16 protein-coding genes are annotated in these 17,849 nt (G+C 74.3%); 7 read left to right on the forward strand and 9 right to left on the reverse strand.

Translation table 11 applies throughout. The features are described from left to right. Positions 1-327 (forward strand): LysE family transporter (locus E1266_RS14230; RefSeq protein WP_165966081.1); only part of this gene is annotated, 327 nt, incomplete at its 5' end. Positions 328-332: 5 nt separating this feature from the next. On the opposite strand, the gene E1266_RS14235 is transcribed toward E1266_RS14230, so the two are convergent. Further along, positions 333-2,168: a serine/threonine-protein kinase gene (locus E1266_RS14235; protein ID WP_132046982.1), complete on the reverse strand. Its 1,836-nt coding sequence runs from the start codon at positions 2,166-2,168 to the stop codon at positions 333-335. Between the two features lie 141 nt (positions 2,169-2,309). Between E1266_RS14235 and E1266_RS14240 the strand changes: the two genes are divergently transcribed. Next, the gene (locus E1266_RS14240) at positions 2,310-3,281 is read left to right on the forward strand and encodes an alpha/beta hydrolase (protein WP_207945638.1); all 972 of its coding nucleotides are present in this window, start codon (positions 2,310-2,312) and stop codon (positions 3,279-3,281) included. Between the two features lie 27 nt (positions 3,282-3,308). Here E1266_RS14240 and E1266_RS38795 read toward each other — a convergent pair whose 3' ends face one another. The 4 genes from E1266_RS38795 to E1266_RS14260 form a co-directional block, all read right to left on the reverse strand. Further along, entirely contained in the window at positions 3,309-5,057 is a 1,749-nt protein-coding gene (locus tag E1266_RS38795; protein WP_207945639.1) for a serine/threonine-protein kinase, read from the reverse strand. A 77-nt stretch (positions 5,058-5,134) separates the two neighbouring features. Further along, on the reverse strand, positions 5,135-6,547 hold the full coding sequence (locus tag E1266_RS14250) for a DUF4389 domain-containing protein (protein WP_132046984.1): 1,413 nt from the start codon (positions 6,545-6,547) through the stop codon (positions 5,135-5,137). A 73-nt stretch (positions 6,548-6,620) separates the two neighbouring features. After that, the gene (locus E1266_RS14255) at positions 6,621-7,583 is read right to left on the reverse strand and encodes a quinone oxidoreductase (protein WP_132046986.1); all 963 of its coding nucleotides are present in this window, start codon (positions 7,581-7,583) and stop codon (positions 6,621-6,623) included. Between the two features lie 114 nt (positions 7,584-7,697). Next, entirely contained in the window at positions 7,698-8,378 is a 681-nt protein-coding gene (locus tag E1266_RS14260; RefSeq protein WP_132046988.1) for a TetR family transcriptional regulator, read from the reverse strand. A 320-nt stretch (positions 8,379-8,698) separates the two neighbouring features. On the opposite strand from E1266_RS14260, the gene E1266_RS14265 reads away from it, so the two are divergent. The 3 genes from E1266_RS14265 to E1266_RS14275 all read left to right on the forward strand — a co-directional run bounded on the left by E1266_RS14265 (position 8,699) and on the right by E1266_RS14275 (position 12,770). Continuing rightward, complete coding sequence (locus tag E1266_RS14265) at positions 8,699-8,971, forward strand: hypothetical protein (RefSeq protein ID WP_243718408.1); 273 nt, start codon at positions 8,699-8,701, stop codon at positions 8,969-8,971. Between the two features lie 117 nt (positions 8,972-9,088). Then, the gene (locus E1266_RS14270; RefSeq protein ID WP_132046990.1) at positions 9,089-9,364 is read left to right on the forward strand and encodes a DUF6504 family protein; all 276 of its coding nucleotides are present in this window, start codon (positions 9,089-9,091) and stop codon (positions 9,362-9,364) included. Position 9,365: 1 nt separating this feature from the next. Next, a complete protein-coding gene (locus E1266_RS14275; protein WP_347876719.1) occupies positions 9,366-12,770 on the forward strand; it encodes a DNA polymerase III subunit alpha in 3,405 nt (1,134 codons plus the stop codon). Here the strand turns inward: E1266_RS14275 and E1266_RS14280 are convergent. The 3 genes from E1266_RS14280 to E1266_RS14290 form a co-directional block, all read right to left on the reverse strand. Then, positions 12,767-13,468, reverse strand: coding sequence for a DUF4328 domain-containing protein (locus E1266_RS14280; protein WP_132046994.1), 702 nt, complete (start codon positions 13,466-13,468; stop codon positions 12,767-12,769). The genes E1266_RS14275 and E1266_RS14280 overlap by 4 nt on opposite strands. A 97-nt stretch (positions 13,469-13,565) precedes the next feature. After that, positions 13,566-13,892 carry a hypothetical protein gene (locus E1266_RS14285; protein ID WP_243718409.1) on the reverse strand — a complete coding sequence of 109 codons (327 nt, stop codon included), beginning with the start codon at positions 13,890-13,892 and terminating at the stop codon, positions 13,566-13,568. Positions 13,893-14,052: 160 nt separating this feature from the next. After that, complete coding sequence (locus E1266_RS14290; RefSeq protein WP_132046998.1) at positions 14,053-15,291, reverse strand: sensor histidine kinase; 1,239 nt, start codon at positions 15,289-15,291, stop codon at positions 14,053-14,055. Positions 15,292-15,549: 258 nt separating this feature from the next. On the opposite strand from E1266_RS14290, the gene E1266_RS14295 reads away from it, so the two are divergent. Both E1266_RS14295 and E1266_RS14300 read left to right on the forward strand, forming a co-directional pair. Then, positions 15,550-15,762, forward strand: a complete 213-nt coding sequence (locus E1266_RS14295) for a hypothetical protein (protein ID WP_132047000.1) — start codon at positions 15,550-15,552, stop codon at positions 15,760-15,762. Positions 15,763-15,907: 145 nt separating this feature from the next. After that, on the forward strand, positions 15,908-16,702 hold the full coding sequence (locus E1266_RS14300) for a methyltransferase domain-containing protein (RefSeq protein ID WP_132047002.1): 795 nt from the start codon (positions 15,908-15,910) through the stop codon (positions 16,700-16,702). A gap of 13 nt (positions 16,703-16,715) precedes the next feature. Here E1266_RS14300 and E1266_RS14305 read toward each other — a convergent pair whose 3' ends face one another. Then, a complete protein-coding gene (locus E1266_RS14305; RefSeq protein ID WP_132047004.1) occupies positions 16,716-17,816 on the reverse strand; it encodes an AI-2E family transporter in 1,101 nt (366 codons plus the stop codon). Positions 17,817-17,849 lie beyond the last annotated feature (33 nt).

Here is a 17,849-nt window from a genome sequence, read left to right on the forward strand (position 1 = left end):
GACGTGGGGAGCGGCGGCGGGGGCCGGGCCCTCTGGCAGGGGTTCGTCGTCGGCATCACCAACCCGAAGACGACGGTGTTCTTCGCGGCGGTCCTGCCGCAGTTCGTGGTGCGCGAGAACGGTCACGTGGTCCCGCAGATGATGGTGTTCGGGCTGATCTTCGCGATCATCGCGCTGCTGAGCGACAGCGTGTGGGGCGTCGCCGCCGGGACGGCCCGCGCCTGGTTCGCGCGTTCGCCCCGGCGGCTCGCGGCAGTCGGCGGGGCCGGCGGGCTGCTGATGATCGGCCTCGGCGTCACCGTCGCCGCCACCGGCCGCAAGGATTAGCCGGGCTAGACGGAGCAGAGGGAGAAGTTGTCGAACGTCGCCTCCGGGTTGCCGGTGGTGCCCTCGGGGCGGTACACGATCAGCCCGCTCGGTTCCGGGTCGTCGTCCGGGGCCTCGGCGGCGGCGCTCGCGACGTGCTCGCCGTTGACCCACATGCCGAGGGTCAGGCGCGACCCGTCCTCGACGCAGGAGGCCTGGATCCTGTCGTCATTGTCGCGCAGGTCGGTGGCGGTGCCGGTCGCCAGGTCCGTCAGCGTGAGGCCGTCCAGCTTGGCGATGCGGGCCCGGCCGTCGTCGCGGAGCAGGAACGCGAAGCCGTCGCCCTGCCCGTGGCAGAAGACGCCCGCCTCACCGCCCTCGCCCGCCGTGTGGTCGACCTTCACCTCCATGAGCTGCGAGTCGGGGACGTTCTCCACGGGCGCGTTGACGACGGTCGAGTTGGTCGTGGGCAGGACGTGGATCTCGTACTTGCGGTCGCGGTAGGACGCTTCCCAGGTCGGTACGGCTGTCGTCTCCCAGCCCGAGCTCTCGTCGCTGAAGTTGTCGTCGAAGACCTTCTCGTCGACCTCCGGGGGCTCCGCGCCGCCGCCGTCCGCGACGGCCGCCGCGCCGGGCGCGCTTCCGGGGTCCTTTCCGGGGTTCTTGTCGTCGGGGTTCAGGCTGAGCACGCCGAACAGGGCGGACGCGCCGACGACCCCCGCGGCGAGGACGACCAGGGCGCGGCGCGGCCGCGGGCTCCGCGCCGCCGGACTCGGCCGCTTCGGGGGCACGGCCGGCGGTGGCGCGCCCACCGGGTGGGTCTCCGGGACGGAGTCCACGGTGGTGCGCGGCGGGGACGGCGGCACGTTCGGCGGCGGCCCGGCCGGCGGCAGCGGGCTCGACCCGACCGCGGCCGCCGCCGGCTCGGTCGCCGGGGACTCGGCCGGTGGCTCGGCCGGTGGCTCGGCCGGTGGTTCGGCGGGGGACGCCGCGGCCTCGGCGGCCGGTTCGGCGGGTGCCGGGAGCGCGACCGGCGGCGGAGTCGCGGGCGGCTCCTCCTCGCCGGTCAGCGTCTGGATCAGCTGCTTCACCGCGGGGCGTTCCGCCGGGTCCTTCGCCAGCGAGCGGGCGACGAGTTCGCGCAGCGCCGGGTCGAGGCCGTCCAGGTCGGCCTCGCCGCCGGTCACCCGGTTGATGATCTCCGGGAGCGTCCCGCCGCCGAACGGGGCGCGGCCCGTGCCCGCGTACGCGACGACGCAGCCCCAGGAGAACACGTCCGCGGCGGGCGTGATCTCCCGGCCGTGCATGAGTTCGGGCGCCATGTAGGCGGGCGTGCCGATGAACTGGCCGGTGCGGGTGGGGCCGTCGGAGGCGTCCAGGGCGCGGGCGATGCCGAAGTCGATGACGCGGGGGCCGGTCGGGGACAGCAGCACGTTGGACGGCTTGAGGTCGCGGTGCACGATCCCGGCGCCGTGGATCGCGCTCAGCGCGGTCGCGATGTTGACCGCGAGGGCCTCCAGGTCGCCGCCGCGCAGCGGCCCGTTCTCCCGGACGGCCGTCTCCAGCGGCGGGCCCGCGACGTACTCGGTGACGACGTACAGCGGCTCGCCGTCCAGCCGGGCGTCCAGCACCGCGGCGGTGCAGAACCGGCGGACCTGCCGCGCCGCCGTCACCTCGCTGCGGAACCGCTCGTGGAACGCCTCGTCGTCGGCCAGCTCCGCGTTGATGACCTTGACCGCGACCTGGCGCCCGGAGCCGTCCTCGCCGAGGAAGACCGTGCCCATGCCGCCGCGGCCGAGTCGTCCGAGCAGCCGGTAGGGGCCGAGCCGCCGCGGGTCTCGGTCACGAAGCGGGGCCTGCATGGGAGTCTCCCTGTGCCGCAGTGTCTTCTCTTCTTCCGCACATCTTCCGCCGCCGGAACAAAGCGCGCACGTTCCCGCGCGGCCCGGTGTCCCGCCCATACGCTTAGATGCTGGAATCGGCGGGCTGGTTCGGGAGGAAGCGTGGAAGTGACGGCGGACGTGCTCGGCCCCGGCTACGAGGCGATCGAGCTGCCGATGGGACGCGACGCCGAGGGCGAGGTCGTCGCTACGCTGGTGCGGCGGCGCGACGCCGGGTCGGGCTCCCGCCGGGCGGTGCTGTACCTGCACGGCTTCGTCGACTACTTCTTCCAGCGGCACCTGGCCGACTTCTACGTGGACCTAGGTTTCGACTTCTACGCGCTCGACCTGCGCAAGTACGGGCGGTCGCTGCGCCCGCACCAGACCCCGAACTATGTCGAGAGCCTTTCGGACTACTTCCCGGAGATCGACGAGGCGGTCCGGATCGTCCGGGAGGTGGACGGGCACGGCACGCTGCTGCTGAACGGCCACTCGACCGGCGGCCTGATCGCCGCGCTCTACGCCGACCGGGCGCAGGGCACGGGGCTGGTCGACGGAGTGTTCCTGAACAGCCCGTTCCTCGACATCGCCGAGCCGCTGGTGATGCGCAAAACGGGCGCCGCCCTCGCGCGGGCGCTGCGCTCCCGGTTCCCGAAGGCGAAGCTGCCGGCGGGCGTGTCCGACCGGTACCCGCGGAGCATCCACCGCGACCACGAGGGCGAGTGGGACTTCGACCTGGCGTGGAAGCCGATCCTCGGGTTCCCGGTGCGGGCGGCGTGGCTGGCGGCCGTGCGCCGCGGGCAGCTGCGCCTGCACAAGGGCCTCGACGTGGACGTGCCGGTCCTGGTCATGGCGTCGACGCGCAGCATCCGGCCGACCCGCAAGGTGCTGGACGTGACGGGCGCCGACGCCGTCCTGGACGTCGAGCACATGGCGCGGTGGGCGCCGCGGATCGGGCGGCATGTCACGCTCGTCCGGATCGAGGGCGGCCTGCACGACCTCGTGCTGTCGGCCGAGCCCGCCAGGACGCGGGTCTTCGAGGAGCTGACCCGCTGGACGAACGGCTACCTCCCGGCGGAGAAGCCCGCGGGCTGAGCGGCCCCGGGCCGCCGGGAGGCCCGGTCAGCCGAGGATCTTCGACATGTCGAAGTCGTCGAACTCGACGTTGGCCAACTGGGCCTCGTTCCCGCCCCGCTGGGCGATCAGCCCGACCCAGCCGTTCGGGAGCGGCTGGTCGGTGTCCGTCGTGTCGATGACCCGCTCGCCGTTCACCCAGAGCCGCAGCCTGACCGCGCCGCCGTCGTCCTGGCCCTCGCATGCGATCTGGAGCTTGTTCGTGCTCTCCCCGGAGAACCCGGGCACCGAGTCGGGGGCGACGAGCTCCCTGCTGCCCCTGTCCCCGTCGAGCTTGCGGAGCACCGCGCCCTTGCCGTCGTTGCGGATGAGGAACTCGTACCGGCGGGCGCCGTCCTCGTTGCCGCGGCACATCAGGCCGTACCGCGCGTCGGCGGACCCCTCGGTGACGTCGGCCGTCACGGTCGCCAGGAGCGGGTCGGGGAAGGACTTCACGTCGTCCTTGGGCACCCACCTGATGACGTTCCCGTTGACGTTGTTCGTCCGCATGAAGTACTTGCCGTTGCGGTAGCCGTAGTCGTCGCTGAAGCTCTGCCAGCCGGAGTTGTCGTTGGAGAAGTCGTCGCTGAACGCCGGGGCGAGGTCGTCGGGCGGGCCGCTCGGGCGGAGCACGACGAAGGCGGCGACGGCGAGCACGGCGGCGACGGCGGCGACGGTCGCGGCGCCGATGAGCATCGGGCGGCGGGGCAGGCCGGACGCGCCGCCGGAGCCGGGCCGGGGGCCGCCCGGCGGGGGAGCGGCGGCGTCGCGGCGCGTGGTGTCGGCGCCGGCGACCGGGGGCGGGTAGGCGGCGTGCCCGGTCTGCTGATGCCCGGTCTGCTGATGCGCGGTCTGCTGCGCGGTCGGGCCGGGCTGCGGCCCGTGCCAGCCCGCCTGGACCGTCTCGGCGAGCGTCGCCGGGTCGGTCGTGCCGTTGCCGACGAGCCGTCCGAGCAGGTCCTGGACGGACGGGCGCTTGCGCGGGTCCTTGTCGAGCGCGGCGGCGACGACGTCGCGCAGGCCCGGGTCCAGCCCGTCCAGCTTCGGCTCGTCGTGCACGACCCGGTAGAAGATCTCCGGGACGGTGTTGCCCGCGAACGGCGCCCTGCCCGTCCCGGCGTAGGCGACGACGCAGCCCCACGAGAACACGTCGGACGCGGGCGTCACCTGCTCGCCGCGCAGCAGCTCGGGCGGCAGGTAGTTCGGGGTTCCGACGAACTGGCCGGTGCGGGTCGGGCCGTCGGTGGCGTCGAGGGCGCGGGCGATGCCGAAGTCGATGACGCGGGGCCCGGTGGACGACAGCAGGACGTTCGCGGGCTTGAGGTCGCGGTGGACGATCCCGGCGCCGTGGATGGCGGCGAGCGCGGTCGCGACCCCGACCGCGAGGCCCTCCAGGTCGGACCCGGGCAGCGGGCCGCGCTCGGCGACGGCGCTCTCAAGGCTCGGGCCCTCGATGTACTCGGTGACGACGTACAGGGGGTCGGTGTCCAGTTCGGCGTCCATGACCGGCGCGGTGCAGAACCGGCGGACCTGCCGCGCCGCGGTCACCTCGCGGCGGAAGCGCTCCCGGAAGGGGCCCTCCCCGGCCAGCTCCCTGTTGATCACCTTGACGGCGACGCGGCGTCCGGCGCTGTCCTCGCCCAGGTAGACCGTGCCCATGCCGCCGCGGCCGAGCCGGCCGACCAGCCGGTAGGGGCCGAGCCTCCCGGGGTCGTCCGGGCGCAGGGCCTCGCCGTTCTCTCCTGCGTGCGTGGTCATCGTGGTCCTGAACTGGAATCGGTGTCTGTTTCGCGTAGAACCCTAGCGGCCCCGGGGGGTTCGCGAGGGTCGGACGGTCAGCGGATCCGGCGCGCCTTGGGCAGGGTCCGGAACGGCGGGAGCTTCTCGCCGGTGAGGCCGAACGCGTACGCCACGACCCGCCCGGACCAGCGCTGGCAGCCGACGATGAGACCGTACAGCGGGCGGGGGTAGCGGCCGGTGAACGGGATGACGAACCAGCTGAGCAGCATCACGATCACCAGCGCCGTGTACATGAGCAGCATCACGACGAGGTGCGGGATCACCAGCAGGCCCCGGAGGAGGGTCAGCCAGCGGCGCGGCCCCTGCCACGTCGCGGGGAAGGGGAGGTCGACCACGACGGTCTGCTCGCCGTCGTCCGGGCCCCGCTTCACGGGCTCGGACGAGGCAGGAGACGCGGCGGCCGGGGCCTCGGCGGATGCGGTCTCGGGCGACGCCGCTTTGGATCCCGCCTGGGACGCGGCCTTGGACGCGGTCTCGGCGGCGGGCCTCGGCCGCGGGACGTCCGTCGCCGCGCCCCCCGACGCGGGGCCCGCGCCGTTCGGCGCGGGCTCGGCCCCGGTCTCGGTGGCCGGGTCCGGCCCCCGCCAGGTCGCCGAGATCGTCTCCGCGGCCCGCTCCGGGTCGGCCTTCTCCTGCCCGACGAGCCGGGTGAGGAGCTGCCGCGCCGTGGGCCTGGCCCGCGGGTCCTTGTCGAGCGCGGCGGCGACGATGTCGCGCAGCCGCGGGTGGATGCCGGCGAGGTCCGGCTCCTCGGTGGTGATGAGGTGGAACGTCTCCGCGACCGTCGTGCCCTGGAACGGGGGGCGGCCCGTCCCGGCGTAGGCGACGACGCAGCCCCACGAGAACACGTCCGACGCCTGCTCGACCGCCTCGCCTCGCAGTACCTCGGGCGCGATGTAGGACGGGGTTCCGACGAACTGGCCGGTGCGGGTCGGGCCGCCGGGGGTGTCGAGGGCGCGGGCGATGCCGAAGTCGATGACGCGGGGGCCGGTCGGCGACAGCAGGACGTTCGCGGGCTTGAGGTCGCGGTGGACGATCCCGGCGCCGTGGATCGCGGCGAGCGCGGTGGCGACCCCGACCGCGAGGCCCTCCAGGTCGGAGGCTGCCAGCGGCCCCTTGCCCCGGACGGCCTTCTCCAGGCTCGGCCCGTCGATGTACTCGGTGACGATGTAGGGCGGGTCCTGGTCGAGTTCGGCGTCCAGGACGGGCGCGGTGCAGAACCGGTGGACGCGCCGCGCGGCGGTGACCTCCCGGCGGAACCGCGCGAGGAACGCCGGCTCCCCGGCCAGCTCGCGGTTGACGACCTTCACCGCGACGCGGCGCCCGTCCGGCTCGGCGCCGAGGTAGACGGTGCCCATGCCGCCGCGGCCCAGTCGTCCGAGCAGGCGGTACGGCCCGAGGACCCGGGGTTCGTCCTGCTCCAGCGGTCCGGCGGCGGTCGTCGTCATGGGGGGCGGCGCTCCTCGGCTGATCGGCTCCTCACGACCACCCTAAGGGAGCCGCGGGACGCCGGAGCGCCCGTCAGGGAAGGAGCAGGAGCTTGCCCGTGCTGCGCCTCGCCTCGAGGTCGGCGTGCGCGGTGGCGGCCTCGGCGAGGTCGTGGCGCTGCCCGACATGGACCCGCAGCGCGCCCGATTCGACCCACCCGTAGACGTCGGCGGCGCGCTCCAGCAGCTCCTCGCGGACCTCGGTGAAGTGGGCGAGCGACGGGCGCGCGAGGTACACCGAACCGGCCGCGTTGAGGCGCTGCGGGTCGAACGGCGGCACCGGCCCGCCGGCCGCGCCGTAGAGCGCGAGGACGCCGCGCCGGCGCAGGCTCGCCAGGCTCCCGTCGAACGTGGGCGCGCCGACGCCGTCGTACACGGCCGCGACGCCCTCGCCGCCGGTCAGCTCGCGCACCTTCTCGGGGAAGCCGTCGTAGCCCATCGTGACGTCGGCGCCCGCGTCCTTGGCCAGCTTCTCCTTCTCCGGGGTGGAGGCCGTTCCGATGACCCGTGCGCCGAGGGCCTTGGCCGCCTGGGTGAGCAGCAGGCCCATCCCGCCCGCCGCCGCGTGCACGAGGACGGTGTCGCCCTCCTGGATCGGGTACGTCGAGCGCGTCAGGTAGTGCGCGGTCATGCCCTGGAGCAGCGATGCCGCCGCGTCCTCCAGCGTGACCCCGTCCGGGACGGGGACGACCCGGTTCGCCGGAACCGCCGCCTGCTCCGCGTAGGCGCCCTGGACGTTGGCCCAGGCCACGCGGTCACCGGCGGAGAACTCCGTGACGCCGTCGCCGACCGCCGCGACCGTCCCCGCCGCCTCGACGCCCGGGATGTACGGGAGCTCCTGCCGGTACGCGCCCGTCCGGAAGTACACGTCGATGAAGTTGACGCCCGCCGCCGCGATGTCGATCAGCACCTCCCCGGGGCCCGGCTCCGGGACGGGACGCTCCCCGGCCACCAGGACCTCGGGGCCGCCGTTCTCGGTGATGACGATCGCGCGCATGTCGTTCTCCTGCTCCTGCCGGTCGGATGCCACTGCCCCGGGGAACCCGGTGCCCTCGCGGGCTATTCCACTACGGACGCGAGCCCCGCCGGCGACTCGCCGGTGACCCGCCGGTCAGACCCAGTCGCGCATCGTGCGGGCGACCACCGCGACGGCCTCGTCCACGCGGGCCGCGACCGTCCCGGCGTCCCAGATGTCGCGGCGCGCGCAGTCCTCGAACGCGACCTTGACCGCGCTCAGGAAGAACGCGACGACGATCCGCGGCCGCAGGTCGTGCTCCGGGTCGACGTCCTCGCGCCGCGCGATCTCGGCGGCCAGCGCCTCCGAGGACGCCGAGTGCCGCGCGATCTGCGCCGCCATCAGCGACGGCGTCGCCTCGATCACCTGCCGGACGCGGCGGAACCGGGCGCCGTCCGCCGGGTCGCCCTCGGAGATCGTCCGGAGCATCGCGCGCAGCGACTCCAGCAGCGCGGTGAACGGGCGCTCCCCGGGCGGGCGCGCGGCCAGCGCCTCCGTCAGGATCTCGTCGTGGTCGGCGAGGAAGCTCGTCACGACGTCCTCCTTGGTGGCGAAGTAGCGGAAGAACGTCCGCTGCGACACCTCCACGGCAGCGACGATCTCGTCGATCGTGGTCGCCTCGTAGCCCTGCGAGAGGAACAGGTCCAGCGCCGCGTCGACGAGCGCCGTCCTGGTCCGCTGCTTCTTGCGCTCGCGCAGTCCGGCCAGGGCGCGCGGCGGCGCGGGAGGACGGTCGTGCACGGGGCCTGACGGGTCGCCGGCGGGGACGGCGCTCATCGGCTCGCTCCTTCGGTCCGCTTGGCACGGGCGCTGGGGCACCCGGCTCACAGGTGGCTTTTATCACGGACGGACCCTCCGGATGGGCGCCGGGTTCCACGCCCCGGAAGGGCCCGCACGCGAATGGCGCAGGTGGGCGCGGCGAGTCGCCGGCCCGTTCCAGGACCATCCCCGCGGTATCGCGAAACAGGCGTCCCACTCTCGGTATTTCCCCTGCGCGGCCCCCGGGATCGGGTCATGCTGGGAGCCGGTCACCAATCGTCGCCGGATGATCGCCCATGGTGGTTTCCGGCGATCCGGACCATGGTGAGGCGGCTGTTGTGTCTGTAGTCGGTGGGCGGGAGATCGCCGAGGTGCGCCGGCGTCACCTCGCGGTCCTCGCGCGGGAGGTGGAGGCGCGGGGCCTTTCCTGGCGTCTCGCCGGTCCCGACGAGTCCCTGCTGAGCGTGACCGGCCCGCGGACGCGGCGGCAGGCCATGGTCGTCGCCACCCTCTGCGGGGACGGCTGGTACTACCTTTGGCCAGGTGGCGGCATGGCCGCCGTGGCCGAGGCCGCGGTCGTCGCAGAACGTCTGACCCGTCTGCTTGGATAGCCCCCGGCAGGCCCCCGCCTTGCCCTTCGGCGGGCGATGTCTCTAGACTCGGGTCCGAACGTTTGTTCGAACACCCGCATGCACTTCCCCCGTGCGGCGCGCACGAGGGGGAGGCAGATGACTCGCGTTTTCGGCGACCCGGTGGACGTCTGGGTGAGTGACGGGCGTCCGGCCCGGTTCGTCTGGCGTGGCCGGCTCTACACCGTCCGGCGGGTGCTGGAGCACTGGGTCACGACCCGTGACTGGTGGCGGGAGCAGCAGCCCGACGGCGAGGCCACCGGCGAGCGGGAGTTCTGGCGGGTCGAGGCGACCCCGGACCGGGAGATCGGCGTCTACGAGCTGCGTTATGACGTGGCCGCCGACAGCTGGCTGCTATCCCGGGTATGGGATTGACGTGCACGTTCATGTCGCCTCGGGCTATTCGCTCCGGTACGGGGTGGCGCCGCCCGCCGCCCTGGTGCGGCGTGCCGCGGACCTCGGCCTGGAGACGCTCGCGCTGACCGACCGCGACGGCCTGTACGGCGCGGTCCGGCACGTCCGGTCCTGCGGCGACGCGGGGATCGGCGCCGTCGTCGGCGCCGACCTCGGCGTCGCGTCCCCGCCCGCGGACCTGGTGACCGGGGCGGCCGCCCCGCGCACGGCCACCGCGGGTGCGGAGCGGATCGTCGTGCTCGCCGAGGGCCGGGCGGGCTGGCGGTCGCTCTGCCGCCTGGTGACGGCGGCGCACGCGGCGGGCGAGCGCGGGAAGCCCGCCGTGACGCGCGAACTGGTCGGTGCGCACGCGGAGGGCCTCATCGTCCTGCTCGGGCCCTGGTCGGACGTCGGCAGGGCCGTCGCCGAGCGGCGGCCCGGCGAGGCGGCGCGGCTCCTGGCCGCGTGGCGCGCGACCGCCGAGACCGTCATCGAGATCGTCGACCACCTCGGCAAGGGGGACGGGCCCCGCGCCGCCCGGATGCTCGCGCTCGCCCGCGAGGCCGGGATCCCCGCCGTGCTGGGCAACGCCGTCCGGTACGCGGAGCCGGCCGACCACCCGGTCGCGCAGGTGCTGGACGCGGCGCGCCGCCTCGCCCCGCTGAACCGGCGGAACCTGGACGACCGGACCGGCCACGCCTACCTGAAGTCGGTCCCCGAGATGCGGCGGGTCGCGGAACTGAGCTGCGGCCCGGACGAGGCGGACGCGCTGCTCGCCGACACCCGGCGGCTGTCGGAACGCTGCGTCCTCGACCCGAACGGCGACCTCGGCATGAACGACGTCCACCTGCCGGCCGTCGCGGGCGACGCGCACGCGCGGCTCGTCGCGCGCTGCGCGGCCGGGCTGACCCGCCGCGGGCTCGGCACGTCGTGGCGGGCCGCCGCCCGGCTGGAGGACGAGCTCGGCGTGATCGCCCGCAAGGGGCTCGCCCCCTACTTCATCACGGTCGCCGACGCCGCCGCGCTGATCAGGGCGCGCGGCATCCGGTGCGCCGTCCGCGGCTCGGGCGCCGGCAGCCTGGTCAACTACCTGCTCGGCATCGGCGACCTCGACCCGCTGCGGCACGACCTGCTCATGGAGCGGTTCCTCGCCGACAGCCGCGAGGGGCTGCCCGACATCGACCTCGACGTGGAGTCGGCCCGCCGCCTGGAGGCGTACGAGGCGCTGTTCGACCGCTTCGGCGGGGAGGGCACGGCCTGCGTGTCGATGATGGAGACCTACCGGGCGCGCAGCGCCATCCGCGACGTCGGCAACGCCGTCGGCCTGCCGCCCCTGGAGATCGACGCGATCGCCAAGGCGTTCCCGCAGATCCGGGCGAGCCAGATCCGGACGGCGCTGCACGACCTGCCCGAGCTGCGGCAGAGCAACCTGGCGGCGGGGCGCCTGGAGGTCCTGTTCCGGATCGCCGAGCGGCTGGACGGCCTGCCCCGCCACATCGCCATGCACCCGTGCGGCGTGCTGCTGTCGAACCCGACGCTGCTGGACCGGACGCCGGTCGAGCGGGCCGCCGCCGGGTTCCCGATGAGCCAGTTCGACAAGGACGACGTCGAGGCGATGGGCCTGCTCAAGCTCGACGTCATCGGCGTGCGGATGCAGTCGGCGATGGCGCACGCGGTGGCGGAGGTGGCACGTACGACCGGGGAGCGGATCGCGCTGGAGGACGTCCCGCGCGACGATCCCGCGACCTACCGGCTGATCCGCACGTCCCGCACGCTCGGCTGCTTCCAGATCGAGTCGCCCGGCCAGCGGGACCTGATCGGCAGGCTCCAGCCGCGCGACCTGGACGACCTGGTCATCGACATCTCGCTGTTCCGGCCCGGCCCGGTCAACTCCGACATGGTGACGCCGTTCCTGGAGTCGCGCGCCGGGACCAGGGAGCCCGAGTACCCGCACCCCGACCTGGAGCCGGCGCTGCGGGAGAGCCTCGGCGTGGTCGTCTTCCACGAGCAGGTGCTGCGCGTCATCGACGTGATGACCGGCTGCGGCCTCTCGACGGCGGAGGCGGCGCGGCGGAGCCTGAACGACGCGCGCGGCCAGGAGGTGATCGGCGCCTGGCTCCGGGAGCGGGCCCTGGCCAAGGGGTACGGCGAGCCGGTCGTCGAGCGGGTCTGGCGGACGCTGACCGCGTTCGGCGCCTTCGGGTTCTGCAAGGCGCACGCCGCGTCGTTCGCGCTGCCGACCTACCAGTCCGCCTGGCTGAAACGGCACCACACGGCCGCGTTCTACGCCGGCGTCCTGACCCACGACCCCGGCATGTACCCCAAGCGGGTCATCCTGGATGACGCGCGGCATTTCGGGGTCCCGATCCTGCCGCTGGACGTCAACCGGTCCGGCGCCGACTGGCACGTCGAGCCCGTCCCGGGGAGCGGCCGGGCCGGGATCCGCGTCGCGCTGAGCGAGGTCAAGGGCATCCGGGACGCGGAGGTGGCCGCGATCGTCGCCGCGCGCCCCTACACGTCGCTGACCGACTTCTGGCGCCGCGCCAAGGTCTCCCGCCCGACCGCCGAGCGCCTCGCCCTGGCCGGAGCCTTCGACGGCGTCTACGCACCGGAGCAGGTGGCCCGCCGCGACCTGCTCTGCCGCGTGGGAGCGCTGGACCGCGCCACCGGCCGCGCACCCATCGTCGAAGGCCAGATACCCATCGGCGGCGGGGACGGGGAGAGCCCCCTCGAACTCGAACTCGCCGCCGGCGTCCCCGCGGGCGAACTGCCGCCGATGACGCCCGCCGAGGTGGTCGAGGCGGAACTCGACATCCTCGGCATGGACGTCAGCCGCCACGTCATGACCTTCTACGCCGGGCTGCTCGCCGACCTGGGCGCGGTCCGCGCCGGCGACCTGCCGGGACGCCCCGACGGGTCCGAGGTCCTGGTCGCCGGCGTCAAGGTCGCCACGCAGACCCCGGCGGTCCGGTCGGGGCAGCGCGTCATCTTCGCCACGCTGGACGACGCGACCGGCCCCGTCGACCTCGCGTTCTTCGAGTCGGTGCAGGACAGGTGCGCCGCCACCGTCTTCGGCTCGTGGCTGCTCGTCGTCCGGGGCCGGCTCCGCCGCTCCGGGGCGCGGGCCGTCTCGATCACCGCGCACGCCTGCTGGGACCTGAACGCCCTGTACGGGGAGTGGCGCCGGGGAGGGCGGGAGGCCGTCCGCGCCGCGCTGGCCGCACCGGCACCGCCGGGACGTCCCGTCGGCAGCCGCATCGTGCAGCCGACGGGCTTCGCGATGTCGCCGTACTCGGACATCGGCCACGCCGGACCGGTCTCGGGACGCCCGCCGCGAGGCGCCCTCTGGCACACCAGCCAGGGGAGCTCGGGCCCCGCCCCGCGCTAGCTCTCCCGGGCCTGCGCCAGCTCTCCCGGGGCGGTCTGCAGCCTGGTGATCTGGAAGACGGCCGCCATGCAGAGGGACGCGGCGAGGGACTGGCACGCGGCGGCCGCGACGCCGACGTGGACGTCGAAGCGGGCGTCGGAGAGCGTGTCCACGCTGCCGTGCGCGAACGCGTAGGCGAGCAGGACGCCGAGGAGAAGGCAGGCCCACCAGGCGGCGACGACCGCGCCGACGGCCTGGCGCTGGGCCGTCCGGTACCGGCCGCTGTTCACCCACACCTCGTAGACCGTCCGGGCGGGGAGCCACAGGTTGACGACCGGGGTGAACCAGCCGAGCAGCACCCAGGCCCGGTGGTACTGGTGCGGCCCGGGCGACTGCGCGAAGGCGCGCCACAGCCAGGTCAGATACAGGATGCCGGTGACGCCGGCCATGATGGCGCTGATCGTGAACAGCTCGGTGTAGGGGGCGAGGGCCCGCTCCGTGGTCGCCGCGTCATAGGTGCCGTGCGTGGCGGCGCGGAGCGGTTCGGAGAACCGGAGCAGGCTGAGCCCGGAGCCGAGCGCGACGAACGCGTTGAATCCGAGGAGCATGAACACGGCGACGCCGACCGCCCGGAAGTCGCGGCGCCGTGCCCACGCGCCGCACGCGGGGCAGCGGACGACCTCGGTCGGGATGATGTCGCCGCACAGCGCACACGGCATGGTTCACCTCCGACGGCTTTGCGCTTCGCTGTACCGGATACTACGTACCTTTGACTTGCACGGCCCAACGCGGGTTCGCGTTCACCGGCGGTTTTCTTCAGATCTGGAACACGAACCGCGTGGTGGCGAGCGTCGCGGCGCCGGTGACGGTGGCCCATGCGGCGAGGCGGCCGAGGCCCCCGGTGGACAGAAGTCTCTCGGGGCGGAGACCGGTCACGAGCAGCAGCGCCCACCATTCCGCGGTCAGCAGGATCGTCGCGTACAGGGACCCGAAGCCGATCAGCGAGAACAGCAGGACGACGCCCGCGGGCGTCGCGGTGTGCGCGAAGAGCACCGGGCCGCGGGCCGGCCCGCGGACGCCGCGGCGCAGGGCCGCGAGGACGGCGGCCCATCCGGCGAAGCACAGCAGCCACAGGGCCGACACCGCCGCGGGCAGGCCGTTCAGCGCTTCCGGTGCCAGTGCCTCGTCCTTCCCCCGCGCGGCCGTCCCCGACCCGGCCTTCCCCTGGGCGGTCTACCCCGTCCGCCGCCGGACTGCGGGCCGGGCGCCCGGCCCCGCCCTCATGTGGTGAATTCTGGCAGCATTACGGCTTCGCGTCCCCGGCGGGTAGGACGGCGACGACCTCCCAGCCGCCCTCGGGACGCGGTCCCGCGTGCAGCCGCCCGCCGAGCGCGCCGACCCGTTCCGCGAGGCCGGTCAGCCCGAACCCGCCGGAGGGCAGGCGGCGGCCCCGGCCGCCGCCGTCGTCGCGCACCGCGACCTCGACCGCGCCGTTCGCCCGCGCGAGCGTGACCCGCACGGCCGCCGCGTCGGCGGCGTGCTTGCGGACGTTGGTCAGCGCCTCCTGCACGATGCGGTGCGCCGAGGCCGCCACCTCGGGCGGCAGCGTCCCGAGGTCCGGCGCGAGGGTGAGCGCGGCGGGCGGATGGGTGAACCCGGCGACGAGGTCGCGGAGCCGCGTGAGGTCGCCGACCGGATGCCGCTCGGCGCCGGCGCCGGCGCCGGCGCCGGGGGCGGCGCCGGTGTCCGCGGCGAGCGCGGCCGGGCGGGCCTCGCCGTCCCGCGCGCCGGCGTTCTGGGCGTCCCTGAGCAGGCCGACCATGCGGCGCATCGACGTGAGCGCCTCCGTGCCGGCCGTCTCGATCCCGCCGAACATCCGGTCGAGCTGCTCGGGCGACTGCGCCGACCCCGACTGCGCCGCGAACCGCGCCGCCTGCGCCTGGACGACGATGCCCGTCACGTGGTGGGCGACGAAGTCGTGCAGGTCGCGGGCCAGTTCGAGCCGCTCGTCCCGGCGCGCCGCCGCCAGCGCCCGGGCCCGCCGCGCGTCCAGTGCCCGCAGGTAGAGCCCGACGCCGAGGAAGACCGCGAGGGCGATGCCGAGCGGCGCGGTGAACGCCGCCGCGGCGACCACCGACCAGCGCAGCGGGCACGCGAGGATCGCCGCGCCGAGCAGCACCGTCATCGGGACGAGCCGCGGCCGCTCGGCCCGCCAGGCCGTCCGCGCGGTGAGGATCAGCAGCGCGCCGATCTCCGCCAGCACGCCCGCGAGGAACTCGGGCCTGGACGCGGCCCCGAGGTAGGCGGTGCTCAGCAGCGACAGGACCCCGGCGGCGATCGTCCACGCGGTGAAGCGGCGCCGGGAGACCACCGCGATGTTCGCCACCGCGGCGACGGCGACCACCCACACCGAGGCGAGGTCGCGGTAGATGGAGAACAGGCACCCCAGCAGATACAGAGAGGCGAACCCGCCGTACGCGATGCGCGCGAAGCAGCCGCCCGCCCGGTGGATGCGGTCGAGTCCCGCTCCCTTGTCGCTCACGCTCAAGCAGCGTAGGGCCGATCGACCGATTCGTCCGGCCTGTTCACGTTCTGTGTATCCGCCGGGCGGCTGCGGCGGGCCGGGCGGTCGAATAAAGGTTCGAGAATGTCAGAGGTGCTCCGTACTGTTGACCTTGTGATTCGGGCGACACCTGGGAACAGGAGTCGAACCGAGTGGCTTGTAATGACGTACCTAGGGGTATGTGACTCTCGGTGGTTCGCACCGGCGCGGCTCACCGGCTTGGAAGGGGTGTTGGCAGTGGCAGCGACCGACACGTTCCATCTTTCCCACCCGCGGCTTCACGGGCCCGCCGAGCGGACCGTCGTTGAGCCGTGGCTCACCGAACTCTCGCAAGCGACGCTGAACGCCTACGCCGAGACCTCGCCCGCGCTGGCCCCGGTCGAGGCACTGCCCGTGCGGCCGGCCCCGGCCGCCCGGCCCGAGCCCGCCCGCGTCGCCGTGGCGGCCTGACCGGCGACGAGGAAGACGACGAGAAAAGGGACCGAGCGGCTCTCGGTCCCTTTTCTCTTGCCCCGGGTGTCTCATATATCGATACAGATTTCCCATCATGTGAGAAGTGGGCGTAGGGTGCGGGCACCGGAGAGAGGTGATTGCGATGGCCCCGGCCTATACCCACGGCCACCACGCGAGCGTGCTGAGCGCCCACAAGTGGCGGACGGTCGAGAACTCCGCCGCCTACCTGGCCGGGCACCTGCGCCCGGGGCTCTCGGTCCTGGACGTCGGCTGCGGTCCGGGCACGATCACCGCCGGCCTCGCCGAACGCGTGGCCCCGGGCAGGGTCGTCGCCGCAGACTCCGCGGAGACCGTCCTCGAAGAGGCCCGCGCGAACACCGCCGGGTCGGGCAACGTCGAGTTCGCCGTCGCCGACGTCCACGCCCTGGACTACGCGGACGGCACGTTCGACATCGTCCACGCCCACCAGGTCCTGCAGCACGTCGCGGACCCGGTCGGCGCCCTCCGCGAGATGCGCCGGGTCACCCGCCCCGGCGGCCTCGTCGCCGCGCGCGACGCCGACTTCGGCGCCATGGTCTGGTACCCGGAGCCGCCCGGCATGGCCGCCTGGCTGCCGGTCTACTACGCGGTCGCCCGCGGCAACGGCGGCGAGCCCGACGCCGGCCGCCGCCTGGTCTCCTGGGCCCGCGCCGCCGGATTCACCGACGTGGCCGCCTCCTCCTCGACCTGGTGCTACGCCATGCCCGCCGACCGCGAATGGTGGAGCGAGTCGTGGGGCGGCCGCATGATCAGGTCGTCGGTGGCCGAGCACGCCGTCGCGGGCGGCCACGCCACCCGCGACGAACTCCAGCAGGTCTACGAAGGCTGGAAGGCGTGGGCGGCGTCCGACGACGGCTGGTTCTCGGTCACCCACGGCGAGATCATCTGCCGCGCCTGACCGGGCGGCGCGGCTAGGAGCCGGCCGTCTCCGGCGCGGGGTCGCGCGCCGGGCCCGGCCCGGTCTCCGGGTCGGTGTCGTCGTCGGCGAGCACGCGCGCGATGCGGTAGACGACCGCGACGAGCGGGACCGCGACGACGGCGCCCGCGATGCCCGCGGCCAGCGTGCCGGCGGCGACCGCCACGACGACCACCACCGGATGCAGGTGCAGCGTCCGGCCCATGATCAGCGGCTGCAACAGGTGGCTCTCGGCCTGCTGGACGGCGAGGACGGCGGCCAGCACGAGCAGCGCGTCCGTCAGCCCGCCGCTGACGAACGCGATGAGGACGGCCGCGGCCCCCGCGACGACCGCCCCGATGATCGGGACGAACGCGGCGACGAACGTCAGCAGGGCCAGGGGCAGCGCGAACGGGACCCCGATCAGCACGAGGGCCAGCCCGATGCCGACGGCGTCCGCGAGCGCCACCAGGACGATCCCGCGCACGTACTGCCCGAGCGCCCGCCATCCCGCCAGACCGGCGACGTCGACCTTCGCGCGGCGCTGCTCGGGGACGAGGCGCAGCACCCATTCCCACATGCTCCGCCCGTCCTTGAGCATGAAGAACAGCAGGAACAGCGCGATCAGCACCGCGGCGGCCACGCGCGTCGCCATGCTCGCGCCGGCGACCGGGTCGGGCGAGCCCCGCCGCAGGGCGCTGAGGAGGCCGTTGACGGCGTCGTCGAGCTGCCGGTCGTTGATCGGCAGCGTGTTCACGATCTGGGTCTGGGCCCGCTGGAGCCCCTGGGAGAGGCTGCCGCGAATCTCCGGCCACTGGGCGGTGACCTGGTTGGTGACCAGCGCGATCGACCCGCCGACGGCGACGATCACGGTGAGCAGCCCGGCGAGCGCGGCGACCCAGGCGGGCGCCCGCAGCCGCCGCGCCTGCCGGGCGACCGGCGCCACCAGCGCGGTGAGCAGCAGCGCGGAGATCACCGCCATCACCAGGGACGCGACCTTCAGCGCGAGGTAGATGAGCACGCCGAGGGCCGCGACGATGACCAGGATGCACGCGGCCACCGCCGCGGTGTTGCGCAATGCGGGCGGAACGGCGTCAAAGCCCTTGCGGCTGGTCACTTCGCCGCATTACCCCGTCGCCGGTCCGGCAAT

The organism is Actinomadura sp. 7K534 (assembly GCF_004348575.1).
GTDB classification, from domain to species: Bacteria; Actinomycetota; Actinomycetes; order Streptosporangiales; family Streptosporangiaceae; genus Spirillospora; species Spirillospora livida.